The sequence below is a fragment of the Pseudomonas sp. C2B4 genome, from assembly GCF_013359695.1.
Taxonomy (GTDB): domain Bacteria; phylum Pseudomonadota; class Gammaproteobacteria; order Pseudomonadales; family Pseudomonadaceae; genus Aquipseudomonas.
The window spans coordinates 22447-42359 of sequence record NZ_JABFMU010000042.1 but is presented as its reverse complement, the minus strand read 5'-3'; the positions used below and the strand labels follow the sequence as shown (position 1 = coordinate 42359).

Annotated in this window: 13 protein-coding genes and 1 pseudogene; 5 read left to right on the top strand and 9 right to left on the bottom strand. The window is 58.2% G+C overall.

Annotated elements, in window-relative coordinates; genetic code table 11:
- Positions 1–239 precede the first annotated feature (239 nt).
- Positions 240–1309, top strand: a pseudogene (locus tag HNQ83_RS22525) (transposase); the annotation flags it as partial.
- Positions 1310–1705: 396 nt separating this feature from the next.
- On the opposite strand, the gene HNQ83_RS22520 reads toward HNQ83_RS22525, so the two are convergent.
- Positions 1706–3202 (bottom strand): DUF1254 domain-containing protein, encoded by a 1497-nt coding sequence (locus HNQ83_RS22520; protein WP_175390971.1) that lies wholly within the window; start codon positions 3200–3202, stop codon positions 1706–1708.
- A gap of 253 nt (positions 3203–3455) precedes the next feature.
- On the bottom strand, positions 3456–3686 hold the full coding sequence (locus tag HNQ83_RS31485) for a hypothetical protein (RefSeq protein WP_372241925.1): 231 nt from the start codon (positions 3684–3686) through the stop codon (positions 3456–3458).
- Positions 3687–4085: 399 nt separating this feature from the next.
- On the opposite strand from HNQ83_RS31485, the gene HNQ83_RS31295 reads away from it, so the two are divergent.
- Both HNQ83_RS31295 and HNQ83_RS22515 read left to right on the top strand, forming a co-directional pair.
- The gene (locus tag HNQ83_RS31295) at positions 4086–4208 is read left to right on the top strand and encodes a hypothetical protein (RefSeq protein ID WP_256669127.1); all 123 of its coding nucleotides are present in this window, start codon (positions 4086–4088) and stop codon (positions 4206–4208) included.
- Between the two features lie 817 nt (positions 4209–5025).
- Positions 5026–5325, top strand: a complete 300-nt coding sequence (locus tag HNQ83_RS22515; protein ID WP_175390970.1) for a hypothetical protein — start codon at positions 5026–5028, stop codon at positions 5323–5325.
- A 75-nt stretch (positions 5326–5400) separates the two neighbouring features.
- Here the strand turns inward: HNQ83_RS22515 and HNQ83_RS22510 are convergent, their stop codons facing one another.
- The 6 genes from HNQ83_RS22510 to HNQ83_RS22485 all read right to left on the bottom strand — a co-directional run bounded on the left by HNQ83_RS22510 (position 5401) and on the right by HNQ83_RS22485 (position 14616).
- Positions 5401–5730, bottom strand: a complete 330-nt coding sequence (locus HNQ83_RS22510; protein WP_256669126.1) for a hypothetical protein — start codon at positions 5728–5730, stop codon at positions 5401–5403.
- 257 nt (positions 5731–5987) lie between these two features.
- Complete coding sequence (locus HNQ83_RS22505; RefSeq protein WP_175390969.1) at positions 5988–7766, bottom strand: acyl-CoA dehydrogenase C-terminal domain-containing protein; 1779 nt, start codon at positions 7764–7766, stop codon at positions 5988–5990.
- The gene (locus HNQ83_RS22500; RefSeq protein ID WP_175390968.1) at positions 7759–10203 is read right to left on the bottom strand and encodes an RND family transporter; all 2445 of its coding nucleotides are present in this window, start codon (positions 10201–10203) and stop codon (positions 7759–7761) included. The genes HNQ83_RS22505 and HNQ83_RS22500 overlap by 8 nt, the downstream gene beginning before the upstream one ends.
- Positions 10204–10230: 27 nt before the next feature.
- Positions 10231–11307 (bottom strand): YCF48-related protein, encoded by a 1077-nt coding sequence (locus HNQ83_RS22495; RefSeq protein WP_175390967.1) that lies wholly within the window; start codon positions 11305–11307, stop codon positions 10231–10233.
- Between the two features lie 82 nt (positions 11308–11389).
- Entirely contained in the window at positions 11390–12754 is a 1365-nt protein-coding gene (locus HNQ83_RS22490; RefSeq protein WP_175390966.1) for a DUF1329 domain-containing protein, read from the bottom strand.
- Positions 12755–12786: 32 nt separating this feature from the next.
- Entirely contained in the window at positions 12787–14616 is a 1830-nt protein-coding gene (locus tag HNQ83_RS22485) for a DUF1302 domain-containing protein (protein WP_175390965.1), read from the bottom strand.
- Positions 14617–14928: 312 nt separating this feature from the next.
- Here HNQ83_RS22485 and HNQ83_RS22480 point away from each other — a divergent pair, with 312 nt between their 5' ends.
- Entirely contained in the window at positions 14929–16923 is a 1995-nt protein-coding gene (locus tag HNQ83_RS22480; protein WP_175390964.1) for an alkyl/aryl-sulfatase, read from the top strand.
- Between the two features lie 65 nt (positions 16924–16988).
- On the opposite strand, the gene HNQ83_RS22475 is transcribed toward HNQ83_RS22480, so the two are convergent.
- The gene (locus tag HNQ83_RS22475; protein ID WP_175390963.1) at positions 16989–18038 is read right to left on the bottom strand and encodes an AraC family transcriptional regulator; all 1050 of its coding nucleotides are present in this window, start codon (positions 18036–18038) and stop codon (positions 16989–16991) included.
- Positions 18039–18247: 209 nt separating this feature from the next.
- Between HNQ83_RS22475 and HNQ83_RS22470 the strand changes: the two genes are divergently transcribed.
- Positions 18248–19909 carry a GMC family oxidoreductase gene (locus HNQ83_RS22470; protein WP_175390962.1) on the top strand — a complete coding sequence of 554 codons (1662 nt, stop codon included), beginning with the start codon at positions 18248–18250 and terminating at the stop codon, positions 19907–19909.
- Positions 19910–19913: the final 4 nt, after the last annotated feature.

The following is a 19913-nucleotide window of genomic DNA, read 5'->3' as shown; positions in this document are numbered from 1 at the left end:
CCGTCCATACCCACACGCCGGCAGCGCCGATACCTTCAGCCTGTGTATTGGTAGTAACGCCGACAATGGAAACGGTGATCCTTTCCCCCTTAGCTGTTGTGTCAACTGAAAACCATTGAGCCGAGGCATGTTCACATCAGTCTTCATCACATCGGCTGTCGTGTGTCGCGTCACGGCTAAGTGCGTTGCGGCCCGGCCAGCAAGGGGCCGACGTCGACGGTGGCGCCGTGCGCGCGCATAATCACTCGACTTTTTCCAAGAACCGGCACGGCCGTTTTCGAGACAGTGATCTGTTTCGCTGGTTGTTCAATGAAGTGCTGCGTCGCTGCATGGACGCAGGCCTGGTTAAAGGCGAAGGCTTTGCCGTGGACGCCAGAATCATCAAAGCGGATGCGAGTCGGCAGCGTGGCGTACCGGGTGATGAACCGGTCAACTGGAGCGATCCAGCGCTGAGCAGCCGCGCCGTGCGTGAGTACCTTGAAGCACTCGATGAGGAGGCTTTGGCCGAAACGCTACCGAAGCGTTTATCACTGACAGATCCTCAGGCTCGCTGGACCGCTGCTCCAGGTGGCCCCGCGTTCTACGCTTTCTCCACGAGTTATCTGATCGATACCGAGCACGGTGTCATCGTGGATGTGGAACCCACTCCGGCTCATCACACGGCCGAGGGTCGAGAGCACCAAGATCATGATCGAGCGGATCGAGGCGCAGTTTGACATCAAGCCGGAACGCCTTATTGGCGACACCACTTACGGCACCGCACCAATGCTGGCCTGGATCGTGGAAGAAAAAGACATCGAGCCGCACGTGCCGGTGTGGGACAAAACCGAGCGCAAGAACGACAGTTTTTCGAGCAACGATTTCCACTGGAATGAAGCGGCTGAGGAATACCGCTGCCCGGTCGGCAACGCATTACGTAGCGAATGGCGAGCCTTCTAGAACGAGCGTTCGCACGTCACCAACGCCAACACAATCATCTTCCGATCCCGGCAGACCGACTGCGCTGTCTGTCCGATGAAAGCCAAGTGCTGCCCGAACACTGCGTTTCGCAAGATCGCTCGCAGCGTCCATGAAGCCGCGCGCGATGTGGCTCGGCGAATCGCGGCGACACCTGCGTACGTACGCTTTCGTCATGAACATAAAAAGGTCGAAATGTTGTTTGCCCACCTCAAGTGTATCCTGAAATTGGACCGCCTGCGGCTACGTGGCATGAGTGGCGCGACCGATGAGTTCACGCTGGCCGCTGCGGTGCAGAATCTGCGACGGCTGGCCAAATTTACCTCTCCAAGGGCCACTGATCACGGGATAGGTGCGTCTGCACGAAGCCAAAACCCTCAAACCAACCCAATAACGGAGCTGCAAAGCTCAACGAAGGGCCGAAAAACCATTCAATGTGGTGAGTAGGTTCTCCAGAGGTGGTCGTGCCTGAGTTCAGGCGATCTGAAAATCCGACTTTTTCAACAGAATCGGCCAGAAGCCGTCATTCACATTGAAGTGACAATGGCTTGTCATGGCAACCGAGATTTTGGTTTGTAGTTTTGTAATTCGGTCTATTGGTATTTTCGGTTGGGGTGCGCGGGGGACGTCGGGGTCTTTCGCTCGCAGGCACCGTAAAATGCGCAGTGGTCACTGTCACGTCTTAATAAAAGAGTTTTGACGGCGAACGGATATCACCACCGCTCGCCGACAAAAATGGACATCTCGGTCAGTTGTTAGAAGCCATAACGCTTTTGTCGACGGCTGGGGGCGTCCAGCGGCCTTGAGTGATGGCTTCATCCGGCCAATAGGCTCGCAGGAAGAGAGAGAAGTCCGCAGCCTTCGGCGCCGGAAGCCAGTTACTTTCCTTGTCCGCGCCGGGTGACTCGGCCTGTACGTAGAACGTCAGCGAACCGTCAGCGTTGGTCTTCAGATCCTTGTTCTTGGTGCCGAGCGAGTAACGGTTGAGCGGGTTGGGCACGAAAAAGTGCGCAGCGTCATACACAGTCAGCGACCAGAAGCCCTTCACTGGCGGAAGCTTCCCCTTTTCGAAGGTAATAGTGTAAGCATTCCCACCGTTGAGTCGCACCCCGGCAGCATCTAGGTCTTGATAGAAATACCGTGTTTCGTTCGATGCATTGACCAGGATGTTCGACCTTGCCACCGCAGTGCGCGTGAAATAGTCGGTGCCGAAGCGCGCCCCATTGGTGATGGTGGTCCAATGATGCTGCAACGGAAGGCCCCAGTTGCGGAACTGTAACAACGGATCGACCAGCTCCCTGTCCGCTTTTTCCGCCTCGTCGATCATCGCCTGCTTCAGCGCGGGATCTTTCTGTGCAGCGGCGATCACCGCGAGTACTTGCGAGTAACGCGCCTCCTCTCCGGCCTGCGCTGGTGCCAGGTCCAGCACCAGCGGCAACTGATCAAAAAAGGTCTCAGGGCGCACCCATCGGGTTTCGTCCTTTCCGTCGTCCCGCTTAGGGAAGATTGGCAGCTTACGCCAATCGCGGAGCTTCATGGTGCCGTCGTATTCAGCGAGTGGGTAGACGTTGATACCTTGGATCACCTCTTGCACCGCTTGCCTGTCCTCCGGGGAGTCGTCTTGAAATACGCGAGGTCCGACGAAGGCGGCATTGGATTTCGTCCGGATTATTTGGGTGATGCCCTTCGGCACTTCGCCTTGCCAGTTTGGTCCGACGATCAGATAGAAGCCAGGTTTGGTGTCGTACATCGCGCCAAGGCCGGTGATGCCGTCAGTACGCAGGTCAGAGAATTGATAGACCCAGAAGCGCTTTCCGAAGTCTGGTACTTGGATGACTACCGGGCTTACGTCGAGCGCCAAGTAACCGGCGCCATACACGACATCCTGATTGGGACAAGCAATGGCCCGCTGCTCTGGTTTGATGTAATCGCTCAGCATGGTCACGCGATTATATGGCGCCATCGGCAGCACACCACCGACGAGCCCCTGATCAGGCGCTTTTGCGCTCACCAGACGACGGTTGTAGACGTTGACCATAGGCCAGGCCCAAAACCAGGCGTCGCGCGCGACTAACCGAGCGTATGACTCGGTAATCCGGGTATTCGCGTCCGGACCCGGAGGGGCAGTTATTGCCTGCACTGACGCCGCCTCTGTCTGGGCAAGCACAGCCGGAGTAGCTGTACTCAACAGTGCAGCAATCCCAAGCAGCAGCGCCAATAAAATCGTTCTGGATGTTCGTAGCATCTCTCTCTCCTTCGATTAGTTTTCGCAGTTGGGGAACTTCTTTCTCGAGGCAAAGTACATTAGGCGTCAAGCCCTCATTTAACCGTCCAAACGTTACTCGGCTTTCAGCTCTAATCAGAATCCGTCTGGGTTAGTCCGAAAACACACACTCTGAAGAAATTCTTGCTGGGGCCCTCGGGCGGCCATTTTATTACTTCCAGCCGGCGCCAGCGCCCTCCCGCCTAGAGAGGGGTCTTCAAAATTCGGGAAGCATTCACTGTTCATACGATTGCACGACGACGGAGGGGGCAATAGCAGACGTTGAAGTGCTGTCCTCACGCAGATGAATCACCAAGGCGGTTAATCGATACTGGAGCTCAGTAAAGGTTCGGTCCGCCGGTCGACCCTTCGCTCTTCGAGCTGCCCTGCCTGCAGTATGGGGATAATGCCGTAACAGCCGGCGGGCATGACGGCGAATGGACTCGGACAGCGTGGGATCTTGCACAAGCTCGACCAGCAGCTCTCGCGTCTGAATCAGCGCGCGCGCTCGGCATTGTCATGGTGTCCGCCTCTCAAGAACAGTCTCCGTAGCAGCCGCGCTAAGGTTGATGGTTGCCGACGACATTTTTCCCACCATCAATCGTCTCAAGCCTACACCGAAAACCCGATTGCACAGGGACGCAATCGCCGGGATCCACCTAGGCTTGTCGTGGTTCACACCCCCTCACCTCCTCGGCGTACCGCCAATCGAGCCTCCGCCGCGTCGAGACTCGGCAATGGTAACGTAGCTTCGTGGCACATGAACCTGTTGCTGAACCGAGCGATGTAGCCATCATCATCCAACTCGATCGATGCCTGATACTGGATCAGATAGTGATGACAGCAGGCGTTAAACCCGAAGATCTTGCAACGTCAGCTATTGCTGGATGAGACACGCCAGCAGTTAGTGCGCAATTGCCTGCATGTGCCGACTATTAGCCTGAAGCAAGTGGCGCCACTGAAGGGGTATGCCGATGTCAGCACCTAATCGCGGGCACTTCTTCGTTGGGTGAGTCAAATGACAGGTAAGCTGTGAACGTATTGCGGCAAACCTACGATTCTTTTTTTTAGAAGAAATTGAGAAATTAGTTATCGCTATGTTCTAGGCGATCTATGCACGCCCCCTCGACCATCAACCTTCGTGCTTATTTCCAAGAGCGAGTAACCGGTATCATGCAGGCCTGGATTCAACGAAAATACAACGAAACATCCGCGTCTAACCTCCCTTATATTTTCGGTGGATTCAATCATCCTGGTTTCCAAGTCAATCAGCCCTAGCTCGTTGAGTTTGATGTGCGTCCGCTTGGGCATCAGGGATTGCTTTAGAGGTAGGTCGAAGTCCCCCTCATGAACATAACTCTATGAACATTCGGCACCATCCCTCCCCTGAGAACCAACCAGCAATCGAGTACTCGATCGCTCATGAACATTAAACATCGCCCACTTGTTAAAGCAGATCGGAAATATACGGGCTCAAACCCGGCACCGAGCCAGCTGCCACTGCGGTGCCGTTGTTCTGGAAATCCACTTGCCCAATGGCATTCCTTGCCCACATCGCTGTGACTGTTCTTTGCGACTGATAGCTTGTAGACCGCCGTTGCGATCTCTCGTTTGACACCTGAGTCAAACACTTTAAAAAAATGGATTTTTCGAGCCAGCAGAACCTCCCAAACAATCAAATTTTTAAACAATAATCCTTTGATATTCATTCACGGACAGGTGGTCTCACTTTTATCACGAGATCAACAAACCTCGGCTGACTTGCCTCAACCGAGGTTCGGCAACGTTTGAATTCGGAGGCGACCATGTACGCCCAGCACACCACCACCCACCTCATGGCTTGTCGGAGTTTAGCGATTGAACAGAATGAAAAGCTTTTCGAAGAAGCCAATGCTCTCAATCGATTTGCAATTAACTTGCTGGACCGACCAGATCTTGATGGTGAAATGTTCCTTCAATATCTACAACTTCGAGGGAAAGCAGATGCCCTGTTTCGTGAAGCGCTGGATCATCTCAACTTGATCAATCAACAGTTCCCAATCCCCTCAGACGAGCCAGACCCTCTTAGGGGCGAAGCAATTGGTGTACGCTCATCAGCCGTCTAGGAAAGGTGTGTGCTAGTGCAGCGTAAGGGACGAGCGGACAGAAAAAACCCCGGCTCACTGGCCGGGCTTTCTCTCTTATCTCCTGTCGTCCGAAAGCGGTGACTGTTCATCCGCCTCTGGTGTAGTCCTCTCACCATGATCCTTCCAGTCTTCTGGACGATCACCGCTTGGGCTTTTCAACGGATCGTATTTGTCAGGATCGTCTGGATCCAGCGTCGGTTCATCTGAGCCTTGCTGAGGCCTGGACGGAACAAAATCTTGCGTTTCGTCTTGAAAACTCGAATCGTTAGACATACCCACCTCACCAATGAGGTCCAAATTTTCTGGGCCGTAACAGTTTGAAGTCGGCAGGCGAAAAGTGTGCGACTGAGCAGATGAGTGGACAGTAAAAAACCCATCTTCCAAGTGTATTTGCACCTCTAGCTCTATCGCGTAGGCAATTGGGCGCGAACATCATTGCTGGCTAACCGAAATTTCCCGCTACTGCCGCCAGCTATGGGTCGACTCCTGACCTTCTCGATAAACCACTTTTGGCCAATAGCTGACCTTCGCGGTAGGCACCTAACGGCCAAAAGCGGTCGCTCGCTGTAGTACGGTTTTTGGAAGGCTCAGTCTCACCAAGAACCCCGCGAATGCGGGGTTTTCTGTCGCTGGCTCCCCGATCAGAACTGTCCGAAATCCAGCAGGAACAACGATTCGCTACCGGCTTTCACCGACGCGCTCAACGAGTGAATACGCGGCAGCAAGCGGGCGAAATAGAAGCGTGCGGTGCCCAGTTTGCTGGCGTAGAAATCGTCTTGGGTTTCTTTGCCGAAAGCGGCCTTGGCCATCAACGCCCACATGTAGGCATAGGCCACGTAGCCAAATACCTGCAGGTACTCGACCGACGCCGCGCCGATTTCATTCAGGTTGTTTTTCGCCCGGTCCAGCAGCCACGCAGTCAGCTCGTCAAGAGTCGTCACCGCATCGTTGAGCGGCTTGGTGAACTCCGCCAGGTCAGCGCTGGCCGTTGCGGTGAAGTGACGAATCTCGTCGGCAAACAGGTTGTAGAACGCCCCGCCGCTGCCGACGATCTTGCGCCCTACCAGGTCCAGCGCCTGGATACCGTTGGTGCCTTCGTAGATCTGGGTGATGCGCACGTCGCGCACCAGTTGCTCCTGGCCCCACTCGCGGATGTAGCCGTGACCGCCGAACACCTGCTGGCCGTGAACCGTGGTTTCCAGGCCCAGATCGGTGAGGAACGCCTTGGCCACCGGGGTCAGCAAGGCCACCAGGTCTTCTGCGCGCTTGCGGGTGGTGGCGTCTTCGCTGAACTTGGCGGTGTCCAGTTGCATCGCCACGTAGGTCGAGAAGGCGCGACCGCCTTCGTTCGAGGTTTTCATGGTCAGCAACATGCGACGCACGTCCGGGTGGACGATGATCGGGTCAGCAACTTTGTCTTTATTCTGCGCGCCGGTCGGCGAACGGCTCTGCAGACGGTCACGGGCGTATTCGACGGCATTCTGGTAAGAGCGCTCGCCGGTGGCCAGGCCCTGGATGCCAACGCCCAGGCGCTCGTAGTTCATCATGGTGAACATCGCCGCCAGGCCCTTGTTCGGCTCGCCCACCAGGTAACCCACGGCTTCGTCGAAGTTCATCACGCAAGTCGCAGAGGCCTGGATGCCCATCTTGTGCTCGATCGAGCCGCAGTTCGCCGGGTTACGCGCACCCAGGCTGCCATCGGCGTTGACCATGAACTTCGGCACCAGGAACAGCGAAATGCCCTTCGGACCGGCCGGTGCGTCTGGCAGTTTGGCCAGCACCAGGTGGATGATGTTTTCGGTCAGGTCGTGTTCGCCGCCGGTGATGAAGATCTTGGTGCCGCTGACCTTGTAGGAACCGTCGGCCTGAGGCTCGGCCTTGGTGCGGATGATCCCGAGGTCGGTGCCGGCATGCGGCTCGGTCAGGCACATGGAACCGGCCCAGACCCCGGCGTACATGTTTGGCAGGTAGGCAGCCTTGAGTTCTTCACTGGCGTGGGCGTTGATCGACAGGCAGGCACCCGCGGTCAGCATCGGGTACAGGCCGAATGCCAGGCTGGCCGAGTTGACCATCTCTTCGACCTGGGCCGAAACGGCCTTGGGCATGCCCATGCCACCGTAAGCCGGGTCGCCACCGACACCGACCCAACCGCCTTCAGCGTAGGTCTGGTAAGCCTGTGGGAAGCCCGCCGGCGTGGTGACAGCACCATCCGCCCAGTGACAACCTTCCTCGTCAGCCGCACGGCTCAGGGGTGCGATGCTTTTGCTGGTGACCTTGCCGGCTTCTTCGAGAATGGCTTCGACTGTTTCAGCGTCAATGGAATCGGCCAGTGCTGGCAGCTCGGCCCAGAGTTTGGCGACCTCGAAGACTTCATTGAGGACGAAGCGCATATCGCGCAGGGGCGCTTTGTAATCAGCCATGATTGGATCTACTCACTTTCTGCAACAGGAAATGGGACAGCGCCGGGATCAGCACCAACGCACCAACCATGTTCCAGATGAACATGAAGGTCAGCAGGATGCCCATGTCGGCCTGGAACTTGATTGGCGACCAGGCCCAGGTGATCACGCCGGCAGCCAGGGTAATGCCGACCAGCGCCACCACCTTGCCGGTGAATGCCACGGCGTTGCGATAAGCCTCGGTCAACGACAACCCGGCGCGCTGCTGGGCCAATTGCACACTCAGCAGGTACAACGCGTAGTCCACGCCAATGCCGACACCGAGGGCGATCACCGGCAATGTCGCGACTTTCACGCCCATGCCCAACCAGACCATCAGCGCTTCGCAGAGGATCGACGTCAGCATCAGCGGCACTACCGCGACCACCACCGCCCGCCAGCTACGGAAGGTGATGAAGCACAGCACGATCACCGCGCCATACACATAAAACAACATGGTGCGGTTGGCCTCGCGCACGACGATGTTGGTCGCCGCTTCGATCCCGGCACTGCCCGCCGCCAACATGAACTGACGCTCGCCATTGCTGTGTTCACGGGCGAAGCTTTCAGCCACTCGCACCACCCGATCCAGGGTTTCGGCCTTGTGGTCCGCCAGATACGCGATGATCGGCATCATCGAGCAATCGTTGTTGAACAGGTCCGGATTGCTCACAGATGCCTGCTGTGCTCCGTAGTTGAGCACATCCTGATTACGCGCGATGGTCAGCATTTTTGGGTTGCCTTCATAGGAACCCGCGGTGATCTGCCGTACCGCGTTCACCAGCGACACCGTTGTCTGCACGCCCGCTTGTTGCTGCAACAACCAACCTAGGCGATCGGCTTCTACCAGGCTTTCATATTTCAGACAGCCTTCGCTGGGTGTCTTGAGCATCACCGCGAACTGATCGCTGGACAGAGAATAGTTGGCGGTGATGTAGGCGTTGTCGCGGTTGTAGCGCGAATCGGCACGCAGCTCGGGCGCACCGGGGTCCAGATCACCGACCTTCAACTGGGTGCTGACCATGAAGCCGCCCACCGCCAGCAGCCCCGCCACACTGACGGCGATGGTCGCCCAGCGGCGCTCGGTGAATTTGTCGAGAAAACACCACAGCGCGCCCATGCCGCTGCCTCGCAGCTCCTTTTTTTCCGCGCGCAAGCTGCGCTCGGCAGCCTTTCGACTGACACCCCAATACGACAGCAGCACCGGCAGCAGCACCAGGTTGGTGAAAATCAACACGGCAACGCCAATGCTGGCGGTGACCGCCAGGTCCTGGATCACCGGAATGTCGATCAGCATCAATACCGCGAACCCCACGGCGTCGGCCAGCAATGCGGTGAGGCCGGCGAGAAACAGCCGGCGAAAGGTATAACGCGCGGCAATCAACTGATGGGTGCCGCGTCCGACGTCCTGCATGATGCCGTTCATCTTTTGCGCGCCATGGGATACGCCAATGGCAAACACCAGGAACGGCACCAGAATTGAAAACGGGTCCAGCGCGAAGCCAAACAGCGCCACCAATCCCAGCTGCCAGATCACTGCGATCACCGAACACAGGATGACCAACGCCGTGCTGCGCACACACCGGGTGAAGTAGAAGATAATCGCCGTGGCTATCAGCGCGGCAGCACCGAAATACAGCATCACCTGCATCAACCCATCGATCAGGTCGCCCACCAGTTTGGCGAAGCCGATCACGCGAATCTTGATCGGGCCCTTGCCCTCCTCGCTCGCCACCCGTACGACCCCATCGAACTCGTACTTTTCACGCAGCTTCTCTTCGATGGTTCTGGAGAATTGGTGATAGTCGATGGCCTGGCCGGTGACCGGGTCTTTCTCCAGCAGCGGCACGAACACCATGCTCGACTTGAAGTTGTTGCCGATCAGGCTGCCGACAATGCCAGATCGGGCAATGTTCTGGCGCAATTGCTGAACAATTTGCGCAGACCCGTCGTAGGAATCGGGCATTACCGGGCCACCCTGGAAGCCCTGTTCGGTGACTTCGGTCCATCGCACTGCCGGCGTCCACAGCGATTTCATCCAGGCGCGGTCGACGCCCGGAGTGACGAAGAGTTCATCGTTGATCTCTTTCAGCGCGTTCAGATAATGCGGGTCGAAGATATCGCCATCAGTGCTCTCCACCACCACCCGCACCGCATTGCCCAACCCCCGTAAAGCCGGGCGATTTTCCAGATAATTTTTGATGAAGGGCTGGCTCTGCGGGAGCATTTTTTCGAAGCTGGCGTTGAGTGTCAGTCGCGTGGTTGCCAGGTAGCTCAGCGCTATCGTCACCATCAGACAAGCCAGCACCACCCACAGGCGATTGTTGAAAATCAGCCGTTCGAGGCCATTACCAGAGCAGGCATCGAAACCCTTGAGTTCGCGGATGACCGGCATTGTTTCGAGTTCGTAGTGACCCATGATGTTGTTCTCTATGTAATACCGGGCTCAGTCGTGGGCCAGTCGCCGCAGGCCCTGGGTACCCGCGAGTACCAACGCACCATCGAACGTCACTTGCGCAGCGGCTACCGGGGACGTCACGGTGTTCTGTCGGGGATGAAAACTGGCACCGTCGTCGGTGCTGACCAGCACATGACCGGCCTGGCTGACGAGTACGATCCGGCCGTCGGCGGCCACGGAACTGGCGGTGATACTGAGGGGAAGAGCGAGTTCGACCTTGCTCCAGCTCGCGCCGTCATCGGTGCTGCGAAAGACGTTACCGCGCAAGCCGAAAACCAGCGCCGCACCCGGCTTACCGGTAATGCCGAAAAAGCTGCCGTTATAAGGCGTCGGCATGGCATTGAATCGGCCGCTGGCACGGTCCAGCTTCAGCACCAGGCCCTGCTCACCGGCGACATACAGATCATTGCCCACGGGGCGCAATGCATAGAGATTCAACGCCGAGGGGTTGTCGGTACGCTCCAGCAGCGGCGTCCAGTCAAGGCCCCCATTGTCTGTACGAAAAATCAGATTGAACGCGCCGACGATGTAGCCAACCCGGGCACTCTCGAACCAGACATCCAGAAAGGCCTTGTCGGCGCCCTCGTCGAGCATTCGCTGCGCATCACTGACACGCTGTTGCAAATCGGCATCGTCCGGCTGCTCGGCGAGTCGGGGTTGATAGTGGTCGAGCAGCAGCTGCCCGATCCGACGCCCGTCCAGTTGCCGGCTCCAGGTCTGCCCCGCGTCGCGGCTGTGCAGGACCACACCGTCGTGTCCGACGGCCCAGCCCGACTGCGGCGTGGGAAAGGTGACTGCAACCAGGTCGGAACTGACCGGAACCTGTGCCTGCTTCCAGTGCTTGCCTGCATCATCGGAGTAAAGGATATGACCGCGCTGGCCGACGGCGATCAACCGCTCACCGGCCTGGGTCAGCCCGGTGTAGGTCGAATGCATGGCGTATTCACTTTGCAGCGCGGGGGTGTCGAGCACATCGGCAAACCCGTCGGCAATTACCGGGCGGGTAAACGGCACTGCCATCGCTGATGCGAGCGCGGCGAGCAGGGTCCATTTGATCATTGTCATTATTGTTATCTCGGGTGCACGTCACAGACCTCTGCAGGCGCGGGCAAGTCGTATCGCCGCCCGCTCCTGCACGATCGTGGGTTTAACGGATGCCGGTGCCGGCCAGGGACTCGGCCGACCACTGCGCCTTGGACAGCGGGTCGATGTATTTGAGGCCGCCGTAAGGCCCGTAGAAACCATTCATGTTGTAGGCACCGGAAACCAGGTCATAGAGCATGTGGTTGATGGTGTCCGGGGCCTGCACGTCGTAGCTGTAGGTCAGGTGCGAGAAGCCGCCACGGTAGAGCTGGCCACGAGCGTCATACGCGTCGGACGCCAGGGCAATCCAACTGTCCTCGTCGAGGTAGAAGGTACGTTTGCTGTAGATGTGACGCTTGCCGGGCTTGAGCGTGGCTTCGACCACCCACACCCGATGCAGCTCCCAACGAAGCAGGTCCGGGTTGACGTGGTTGGCGGTGGTCACATCGCGCGCGTCCTTGTGATAGCTCAGCTTGTAGGTGTTGTACGGCACGTAGAGTTCTTTCTTGCCCACCAACTTGAAGTCGTAACGGTCCATCGCGCCGTTGAACAAGAACGCATCGTCGTAGGTTGCCGCACCGACTGTGCCCGGGTTTGGCGTGTCGTAGGCCAGGTCCGGCGCCAGTTTCACCCGACGTTGCCCCGGCAGGTACTGCCAGGCGCGACGGGGCTGTTTCAGCGGGTTCACCGAGTCCATGAGCAACAGTGCTTCACCGGCGCGCCGGGCCGGGCCTGTGTAAGTCAGCTTGATCTTGTAGAAGGACTCATCGGCAGCGACAGCCCCCACAGCCCGGGACGGCGCATAGAGCGGGTACTCGATATTGAACACGCCCGTGGAGCTCAAGGACGCGGTGCCAGACGAGTCGACGTTCCACGAATCGTACTTGTTGGTCATGGCCACGCCCTGATAGCGCAGCAAATGGTTCCACATCGCCTCGTTGCCATCCGCCGGAATCGGGAAAGGTACGCCCGGTAGTACGTTTTCCAGCGACAAGCCTCCATCGGTGGTCTTGGCGGTCACGGCATTTTTCGCGGTGTTCTCGAGAACCGTCCTGGGCAGCGCGACGCTACGGTGAGTCGGGTATACGTCGAGGCGATAGCTGGGGTAACGCGTGAGCAATGCCTGGGTTGTCGCGGTGAGTTTGTCTTTCTGTTCGGCGAGGTTCTTGGCAGTGATCACCAGACGCGGTTTTTCATCGCCAAACGGATCAGGACGGTACGAGTCGCCATTTTTGAAATTGGCCGGGACTGTGGTCAGGCCACCGGTGTAGGCCGGAATGCTGCCATCGGCGTTGGCGGCTTTGTCCGCGCCGACAGCGGTCAGCGTGGTGCCCAGTTTCGCGGCCTGGTCGGCGTTGACGGCCGCTTGCGCGGAGCCTGCAACGGCCAGGGTCAGGGCAGGGGCCAATAGTGATTTGAGAAGGTTCATAAAGTGTCTCCTGTTAACGCACAACTCGAATATCAGAGGGTGGTTTTGAAGGTGAAAGTGACCATGCCGCGATCCTTGAGCTGGGCCGGGGTACCCGCAAAGGCTGTGGTCTGGCCGGGAACGCAGTTGTACTGGCCGTTGGCGCCGGGTGCAGCGCCATCGCCCTGTGCCGCGGCGTTGCCGGCAGAGCCGCAGGTGTCGAAGTCGCCGAAGTTATCGACGTATTTGAGGTCGAAGCGGTACTGGCTGTGCACGTCCATGCCAACGCCGACCGAATAGCTGCCAGTGCCTTTGTTACCGCCCATTTGCACAGCGGACTGGCCTGAGAGGCCGACGTTGTAACTGACCGGCAGCGATAGATCGACGCCGGGGAATACCTGGTACCAGGTCGGGTTGAAGTTCAAGCCAAGGATGAAGTTGTCCTTGGTGACCTTGTCGACGCCGTGGTACCAATCCTCGCCCTTGAACAGTTGCTTGTTCTCGGTCACGTCCAGCCAGCGGCTGTAGCCGAGTTCAACCAGCAAGGTCGAGGAGTCCCACAGCGGGGTGTCGCCAAAGGTGGTTAATCCGTTGAGCACCGCGTGTACGGTGTTGCCACGTGCCACGCCGTTCTCGCCATCGAAACTTTCAATGAAACCGGGCGCGTTCGCTGCGCCCAAAGCCGGGTTGACGGTGGCCGGAACGCTGGACAGCGCCATGTTGTGGCGATAGCTCAAATCGAAACCGACACTCACACCGGCGACGTTTTTAGCAAGGCTCAAGCCATAGACATCGATGTCATCGACGTAGAACTGGTTGTAGCTGCCGGCATTGCCCGAGGCCAACTGCGCCGGGCCGACCGCCACCGGTTGCAGCACCAGGTTGGGCAGGATGTCGGAGGTCTTGCGGTAGTAGAGACCCAGGGTGCCGTCCAGCCACGCCGGACTCCACTTGGCCATGAGACCGAAGTCACCGCGCTTGTCAGGGGTATGGGTGTGGCCATTGGTCAGGCGTAGAAACTCATTGGCGCCCAAGGGCCCTGGCGTGCCGAAACGGGGATTGCGTGCAGCGATCAGCGACAGGTTGTGGCCGCCGTTCTGGATACCGTCGTTGAAACCCAGGTACGTGCCCGACTCCGGCAGTCGTGCAGCATCCCAATCAAGGAAGTATTGCGCCGCCAGGGTCAACTCCGAGTTGACTGTGAAGCTGGTGGACAATTGATTGCGCGGGATGAACAGCTCTTTGGCTTCAGTCCCTGGCACCGCAAGCGCCTTGGACAAGTCCAGTCCGGACTGGCCATAACTGTTGCCGTGGGCGAAGGCCAGCACGCTTTCACCCCAATACAAGGTGTGCTGGCCCGCCTTGGCGCTCAACAGCGATTCGTCACCGAACTCGGTGCTGCCGAAAACAAAGGCATCAAGGATTTCCGAGGACGGGCCATTGTAATAACGCTCGGCATAGCCACTCAGATGATTGGAATCTGGCCTGCCATTGTTCAGCTGGTTGGTCGATGGGTTGAAGCTACCGACGTCGTCATAGGCATGGTCGTACCAGCTATTGGCACTGACCCGAAACCCCAGCTGTTTTTTGTAGACCACGTCCAGTTCCGACAACACATCGAGACGCTGCGAAACCGGGCTGCCGGAGGAAAAATTACGGTTGCCGTCGTTGTTGTTCCACGCGTTGGCCAGCTTGCTGTTCGGCGCTTCCACCCGCTGGGCGTAGTTGAACTTGAAGGTGTTGTCGAAACGAACCGAAACGTCCTCATTGCCCGTATCGAACTCGAACGCCTGCACGGGCGTGATTCCCAACCCGGCGAGAACCGCCGATGCCAGCAGCCCGCGCCGCAGATTGGAGTGGCAGATCTTATTGTTGTTATTCATCTAGCGTGCTCGCCTTACTGTGGATTCGCGAAAAGTCATTCAGGAAAAACGCCCGTCAGCCAAACGCCCTGCTCTTATGGAGCGCAGGCCGGATCGGTCGAGAATGTTGTATCGCGAGCAGTGAGGGAGACGCCGGTCAATTGGGCCAAATCATCGGTCAGCACAGCGCGCAGGCGACCAAACCCACGCCGCGCTTTGTATTGACTGATGAATGGGCGCTATTGACCGGTCTGCACGAAACAGGGCCTGTAGAACAAATGTCGAGCGGTCCGCTTGCGCCGACCAGAACCCTTGACCTGAAAAACAGACCTCATGAAAAAGACCCTTCCTGTTCTGCTTTTACCTTCGTTGCTGGCCAGCCTGATCAGCCAATCCACCGTGGCCGCCGTTGAACCGAAATCGGCCGAGCCCGCCACCGTGTCGGCCAATGACGCGACACGTCAGATGCTGAAAAACATGAACAGCCGCAGCGAGGCCGACATTCATCGCGGTTTCATCGCCAGCATCCCGGATGCCGAAACGCTGACGGCGGACGGCAAGGTGATTTATAGCCTCAAGGGTTACGAATTCCTCAAACCGGCAGAAGGGCCGAACACCGTCAATCCCAGCCTGTGGCTACAGGCACGCAAGAACATGGCAAACGGTTTGTACAAGGTCACGGAAGGTTTCTATCAGGTGCGCGGCATCGACTTGACCAACATGACCATCATCGAAGGCAAGACCGGACTGATCATCATCGACCCCTTGATGACCGCTGAAACTGCGCGTACCGCACTCAATCTCTACTATGCGCATCGTCCGAAGAAACCGGTGCTGGCGGTGATCTACAACCACAGCCATGTTGATCATTACGGCGGCGTCAAAGGCATCGTCGATGAAGCCGACGTCAAGGCCGGCAAGGTACAAATCATCGCACCCGCAGGATTCATGGAGCACGCGATTGCCGAAAACGTCATGGCCGGCAACGCCATGAGTCGGCGCACCGAATACCAGTTTGGTACCACCCTGCCCCGTGGCGATCGCGGTCAACTGGACCTGGGCGGCGCAAAGGCGTTGCCCAATGGCACCATCACGCTGATCCCGCCCACCCGGGAAATCACCAAGCCGATCGAGACGCTGGAAATCGATGGCGTGGAAATCATCAACATGCTCACACCTGGCACCGAAGCGCCGGCGGAGATGGTTCACTACTTTCCACAACATAAAGTGCTCGACACCGGTGAGCTGGCCATTCAGGCGCAACACCAGTTGCTGACCCTGCGCGGTGCGGAAATCCGCGACAGCCAGGCTTGGGCCAAATACCTCAACGATGCACTTCAGCGCTTTGGCGCCGATACCGACATCCTCGTGGGCCAACACACCTGGCCGGTGTTCGGCAAGGAACAGGTCAACACCTACCTGAGCAAGCAACGTGACCTTTATAAATGGATGCATGACCAGTCACTACGCCTGGTGAATAAGGGCTACAAACCCGTGGAGATCGGCGAGTTCATGCGCCAGAACGTGCCATCCAGTCTGGCCAGCGAGTGGTTTGCCCGTGGTTATTACGGGTCGGTGCAGCGCAACGCCAAGGCGGTGTATCAGCAATACATGGGCTGGTACGACGCCAACCCGGCCAATCTGGATGCCTTGAGCAATATCGATTACGGGCGCAAGTTCGTCGATTACGCCGGCGGTGCCGACGCCTTGCTGGCCCGGGCACGCACAGATTTCCAAGCTGGCGAATATCGCTGGGTGTCCCAGGCCATGAACCATCTGGTGAATGCCGAACCCACCAATCAACCCGCACTGGAGCTGTTTGCCGATGCCCTGGAGCAGCTCGGCTACCAGGCCGAATCGGCGGTAGAGCGCAACAGCTACCTGACCGGCGCTCAGGAGTTGCGCAGCGGCGGGAAAAAAGTGCCGTCACCGTTGCGTACCGCCAGCCCGGACACCATTCGCGCGCTGTCCATCGAAAACATTTTCGACTTGCTCGGGGTTCGTCTCAACGGGCCGAAGGCCGAGGGCAAGCACATCGTCATGAACTGGAATTTCACGGACAGCGGCAAGCAATACGCGCTCAACCTGGAGAACTCGGCGTTGACCTACTCCGTAGGTCAGGTGGCACCCAATCCGGACGCTACCTTGACGCTCGATCGCGACACCTTGAATGCGATCATGAGCCAGCAACTGACACCGCAGCAGGCCCTGCAAGATGGGCAATTGAAAATCGAAGGTAATGCCCAGGCCTTCGCCACCCTGCTGGGTCTCATGGACACGTTCTCGCCGAATTTCGAAGTTGTGCTGCCCAATCCACCGGCACAATAATCGCCGTCGATAAAACGAAAGCCTCGCCGAACAGAGTTTCGGCGAGGCTTTTTTTTGCGATGGGCTCAGCCCTGCTGCCGGTAATCCGTCGGGGACAACCCGGTCCAGCGCTTGAAGGCGCGGGTAAAATTGCTGGTATCACTGAAGCCCAGCAGGAAGGTGATCTCCGTGACGGGACGCGAGGCCTGGCTCAAGTAGCTGCAGGCCAGTTCCTTGCGTGTGTCATCGAGCAATTGCTGGAAACTCGTCCCGCGCTGGGACAGCTTGAGCTGAAGCTTGGTCGGGCTCATGCACAACGCGCTGGCCACCTTGTCCCGCGTGCAATCGCCATCCGGGAGAAATTCGATGATCTTCTGCGTGACGCCGGTGATGACATCGTTTTTGTCCAGCCGCGCCAGGTAGCTGATGATGATGTTGTCGTTGACTTGTGCCAGTTCCGGGCACGAACCGCTCAATTGGCGCACCATATCGGCTTTGTCGAAAACCAGCAGCCCGTAGTCCTGACTGAAGACCACCGGTGAGCGAAACAGCGTCTCGTAAGGCTCGGCACCTTCGTGCGGCATGGGCCGGCGCATTTCAACGCGCAAGGGGTTGAATGCCTGAGTGTCAATCAGGCGCATCGTGCGCACCAGAAAGCCGAAAAATGCGTCTTCGGTCTCACTGCTCAGAGGCACCCGATGCTCGAAGCGCAATGACACCTCATCGGTGCTCTCGCTGACGCTGATAGTAGCTACCTGAGAGGCCAAGCGGAAATAACGCTCCAGACGTCGGCAAAAATCCATCAAGGTGCCACTGGCCGCCAAGGCATAGCCCAATGCATGGAGGTGGGTCAGATGCAGATGCCTGGAGACGATCAGCCCAAAATACGGGTTATTGGTCACATCCACGCAGGCCTGGAACAAGCGGGTCATGGTCGTGGCAGGCAGGCGAATCATTGGGTCGGCGGACAGTCCCTGGGGAATGCCTACAGACGCAAGGATACGTTTGCTGTCCACCCCACTGGCCTCCAGCGCCCGAGCGATGGCGACGGTGTAGCTGCCAATGGTGGTGGGCTGCTGCGCTTCGTCGCCTGTGGCCGGTGCATCGCCGGGCCTTTGTGTCGTCGAACCTGACATGGGATTGCCTGCTGAAAATGCGATTGTCGATACTCGCTCCGGCCTGCTTGCCGGTCAATCTCCGGGCTGTGCCTTGTGCCGGATGTGCCGATGCTTGGCGCGATCGTCACCTGCGCCGTTGACCGTCGAATTCGTTCTATTGACCGGTGGCGAAGCGGTCTTCTCCTGACAATGCAGTGAAGTTGTGCATCGGATAAAGAGAAGAACGCATGAACGAGAACACGGTATTCGATTACATCGTAGTTGGCGCAGGCGCTGCCGGCTGCGTCGTCGCCAGTCGCTTGTCGGAAGATCCGGACATTTGCGTCTGCTTGCTCGAAGCGGGCGGCCCTGATACTCACCCGTTGGTGCACATGCCGGCGGGGATCGCCGCCATGGTGCCGACGTCGATCAATAACTGGCAGTACCAGACCGTGCCCCAGGCCGGCTTGAACGGCCGGGTCGGCTATCAGCCCAGGGGCAAGACGCTGGGAGGAAGTTCATCGATCAATGCCATGGCCTATCACCGTGGCCATCCTGAGGATTTCGATCGTTGGGCGGCATTGGGCAATCCTGGCTGGAGTTATCAAGACGTACTGCCGCTGTTCAAGCGCGCCGAGCACAACGAGCATTTCACCGACCCCTTGCATGGCCAGAATGGACCGCTCAACGTGCGCTTCCATACCTCCCCCAATCCGTTCGGCGAAGTGTTTGTCGAGGCTGGCCTGCAGGCAGGCTATCGCGCCTGCCCTGATCAGAACGGCGCGACCATGGAAGGATTCGGACGTGTGCAGGTGATGCAGAAGGATGGCCAACGTTGCAGCGCAGCAAGGGCCTACCTGACACCCCATACGGATCGGCAGAACCTGCGTATCGAAACTCACGCCCACGCAACCCGGATCATTTTCGAGGGCAAGCGTGCGACGGGCATTGAGTTCCTGCAGAACGGCGTAAAACGTTCGCTGCGTGCCCGCCATGAGGTGATCGTGAGTTCCGGTGCGTTCAACTCTGCGCAGCTGTTGCTGTTGTCCGGAATCGGTCCCAAGCACGATCTGTTGAAACTGGATATCCCGGTGCTCCACGACTTGCCGGGTGTCGGGCAAAACCTCGTAGACCATATCGATTACGTGCATTCCTTCCGTGTCAAATCCCGTCGCCTGATGGGCCTTTCGTTTGCCGGATTGTGGGACATGGCCAAAGCCGTCATCCGCTACTGGCGGCGGCGCAGCGGCCCGCTGACCAGCAACTTTGCCGAGGCGTGCGCCTTCATCAAGACCTCACCGGAACTGCCTCAAGCCGACATCGAGCTGGCGCTGACCATCGCCATGTTCGCCAATCACGGTCGCACCTTGTATAGCGGCCATGGTTTGAGCGTTCATGCGTGCCTGCTGCACCCCAAAAGCATCGGGCGCCTGACGCTCGCCAGCGCCGACCCGTTGGAGCCGCCCCTGATCGACCCGGCATTCCTGACGCATCCCGACGACATCAAGACGCTGGTCAAAGGTTTCCGTGTCATCCAGCAGGTCATGGCCACCCCGGCCTTCCAGGCCTACAATCCCAGGAGTGTCATTGCAATGCCCATGGACACCGATGAGCAGATCGAACAGGTTCTGCGCAATCGCTCCGACACGCTCTATCACCCGGTGGGCACGTGCAAAATGGGTACAGATGACATGGCTGTGGTGGACCCGCGCTTGAAAGTCTACGGTGTGCAAGGATTGCGTGTAGTGGACGCGTCCATCATGCCGACCATCATCGGCTGCAGCACCACCGCGGCCACGGTGATGATCGGTGAGAAAGCCTCGGACCTGATCGCTGAAGATCGTCGCGGTGGCGCCGACCTGCAAGCACCGAAAGATCAGGATGCCAATCTGTCTCGTCACATTGCATAAAAAA

Bases quoted from the DNA above. Each gene is read 5' to 3' on its own strand.
- HNQ83_RS22520 (WP_175390971.1), bottom strand. From the start codon at position 3,202: ATGCTACGAACATCCAGAACGATTTTATTGGCGCTGCTGCTTGGGATT.
- HNQ83_RS22515 (WP_175390970.1), top strand. From the start codon at position 5,026: ATGTACGCCCAGCACACCACCACCCACCTCATGGCTTGTCGGAGTTTA.
- HNQ83_RS22505 (WP_175390969.1), bottom strand. From the start codon at position 7,766: ATGGCTGATTACAAAGCGCCCCTGCGCGATATGCGCTTCGTCCTCAAT.
- HNQ83_RS22500 (WP_175390968.1), bottom strand. From the start codon at position 10,203: ATGGGTCACTACGAACTCGAAACAATGCCGGTCATCCGCGAACTCAAG.
- HNQ83_RS22495 (WP_175390967.1), bottom strand. From the start codon at position 11,307: ATGACAATGATCAAATGGACCCTGCTCGCCGCGCTCGCATCAGCGATG.
- HNQ83_RS22490 (WP_175390966.1), bottom strand. From the start codon at position 12,754: ATGAACCTTCTCAAATCACTATTGGCCCCTGCCCTGACCCTGGCCGTT.
- HNQ83_RS22485 (WP_175390965.1), bottom strand. From the start codon at position 14,616: ATGAATAACAACAATAAGATCTGCCACTCCAATCTGCGGCGCGGGCTG.
- HNQ83_RS22480 (WP_175390964.1), top strand. From the start codon at position 14,929: ATGAAAAAGACCCTTCCTGTTCTGCTTTTACCTTCGTTGCTGGCCAGC.
- HNQ83_RS22475 (WP_175390963.1), bottom strand. From the start codon at position 18,038: ATGTCAGGTTCGACGACACAAAGGCCCGGCGATGCACCGGCCACAGGC.
- HNQ83_RS22470 (WP_175390962.1), top strand. From the start codon at position 18,248: ATGAACGAGAACACGGTATTCGATTACATCGTAGTTGGCGCAGGCGCT.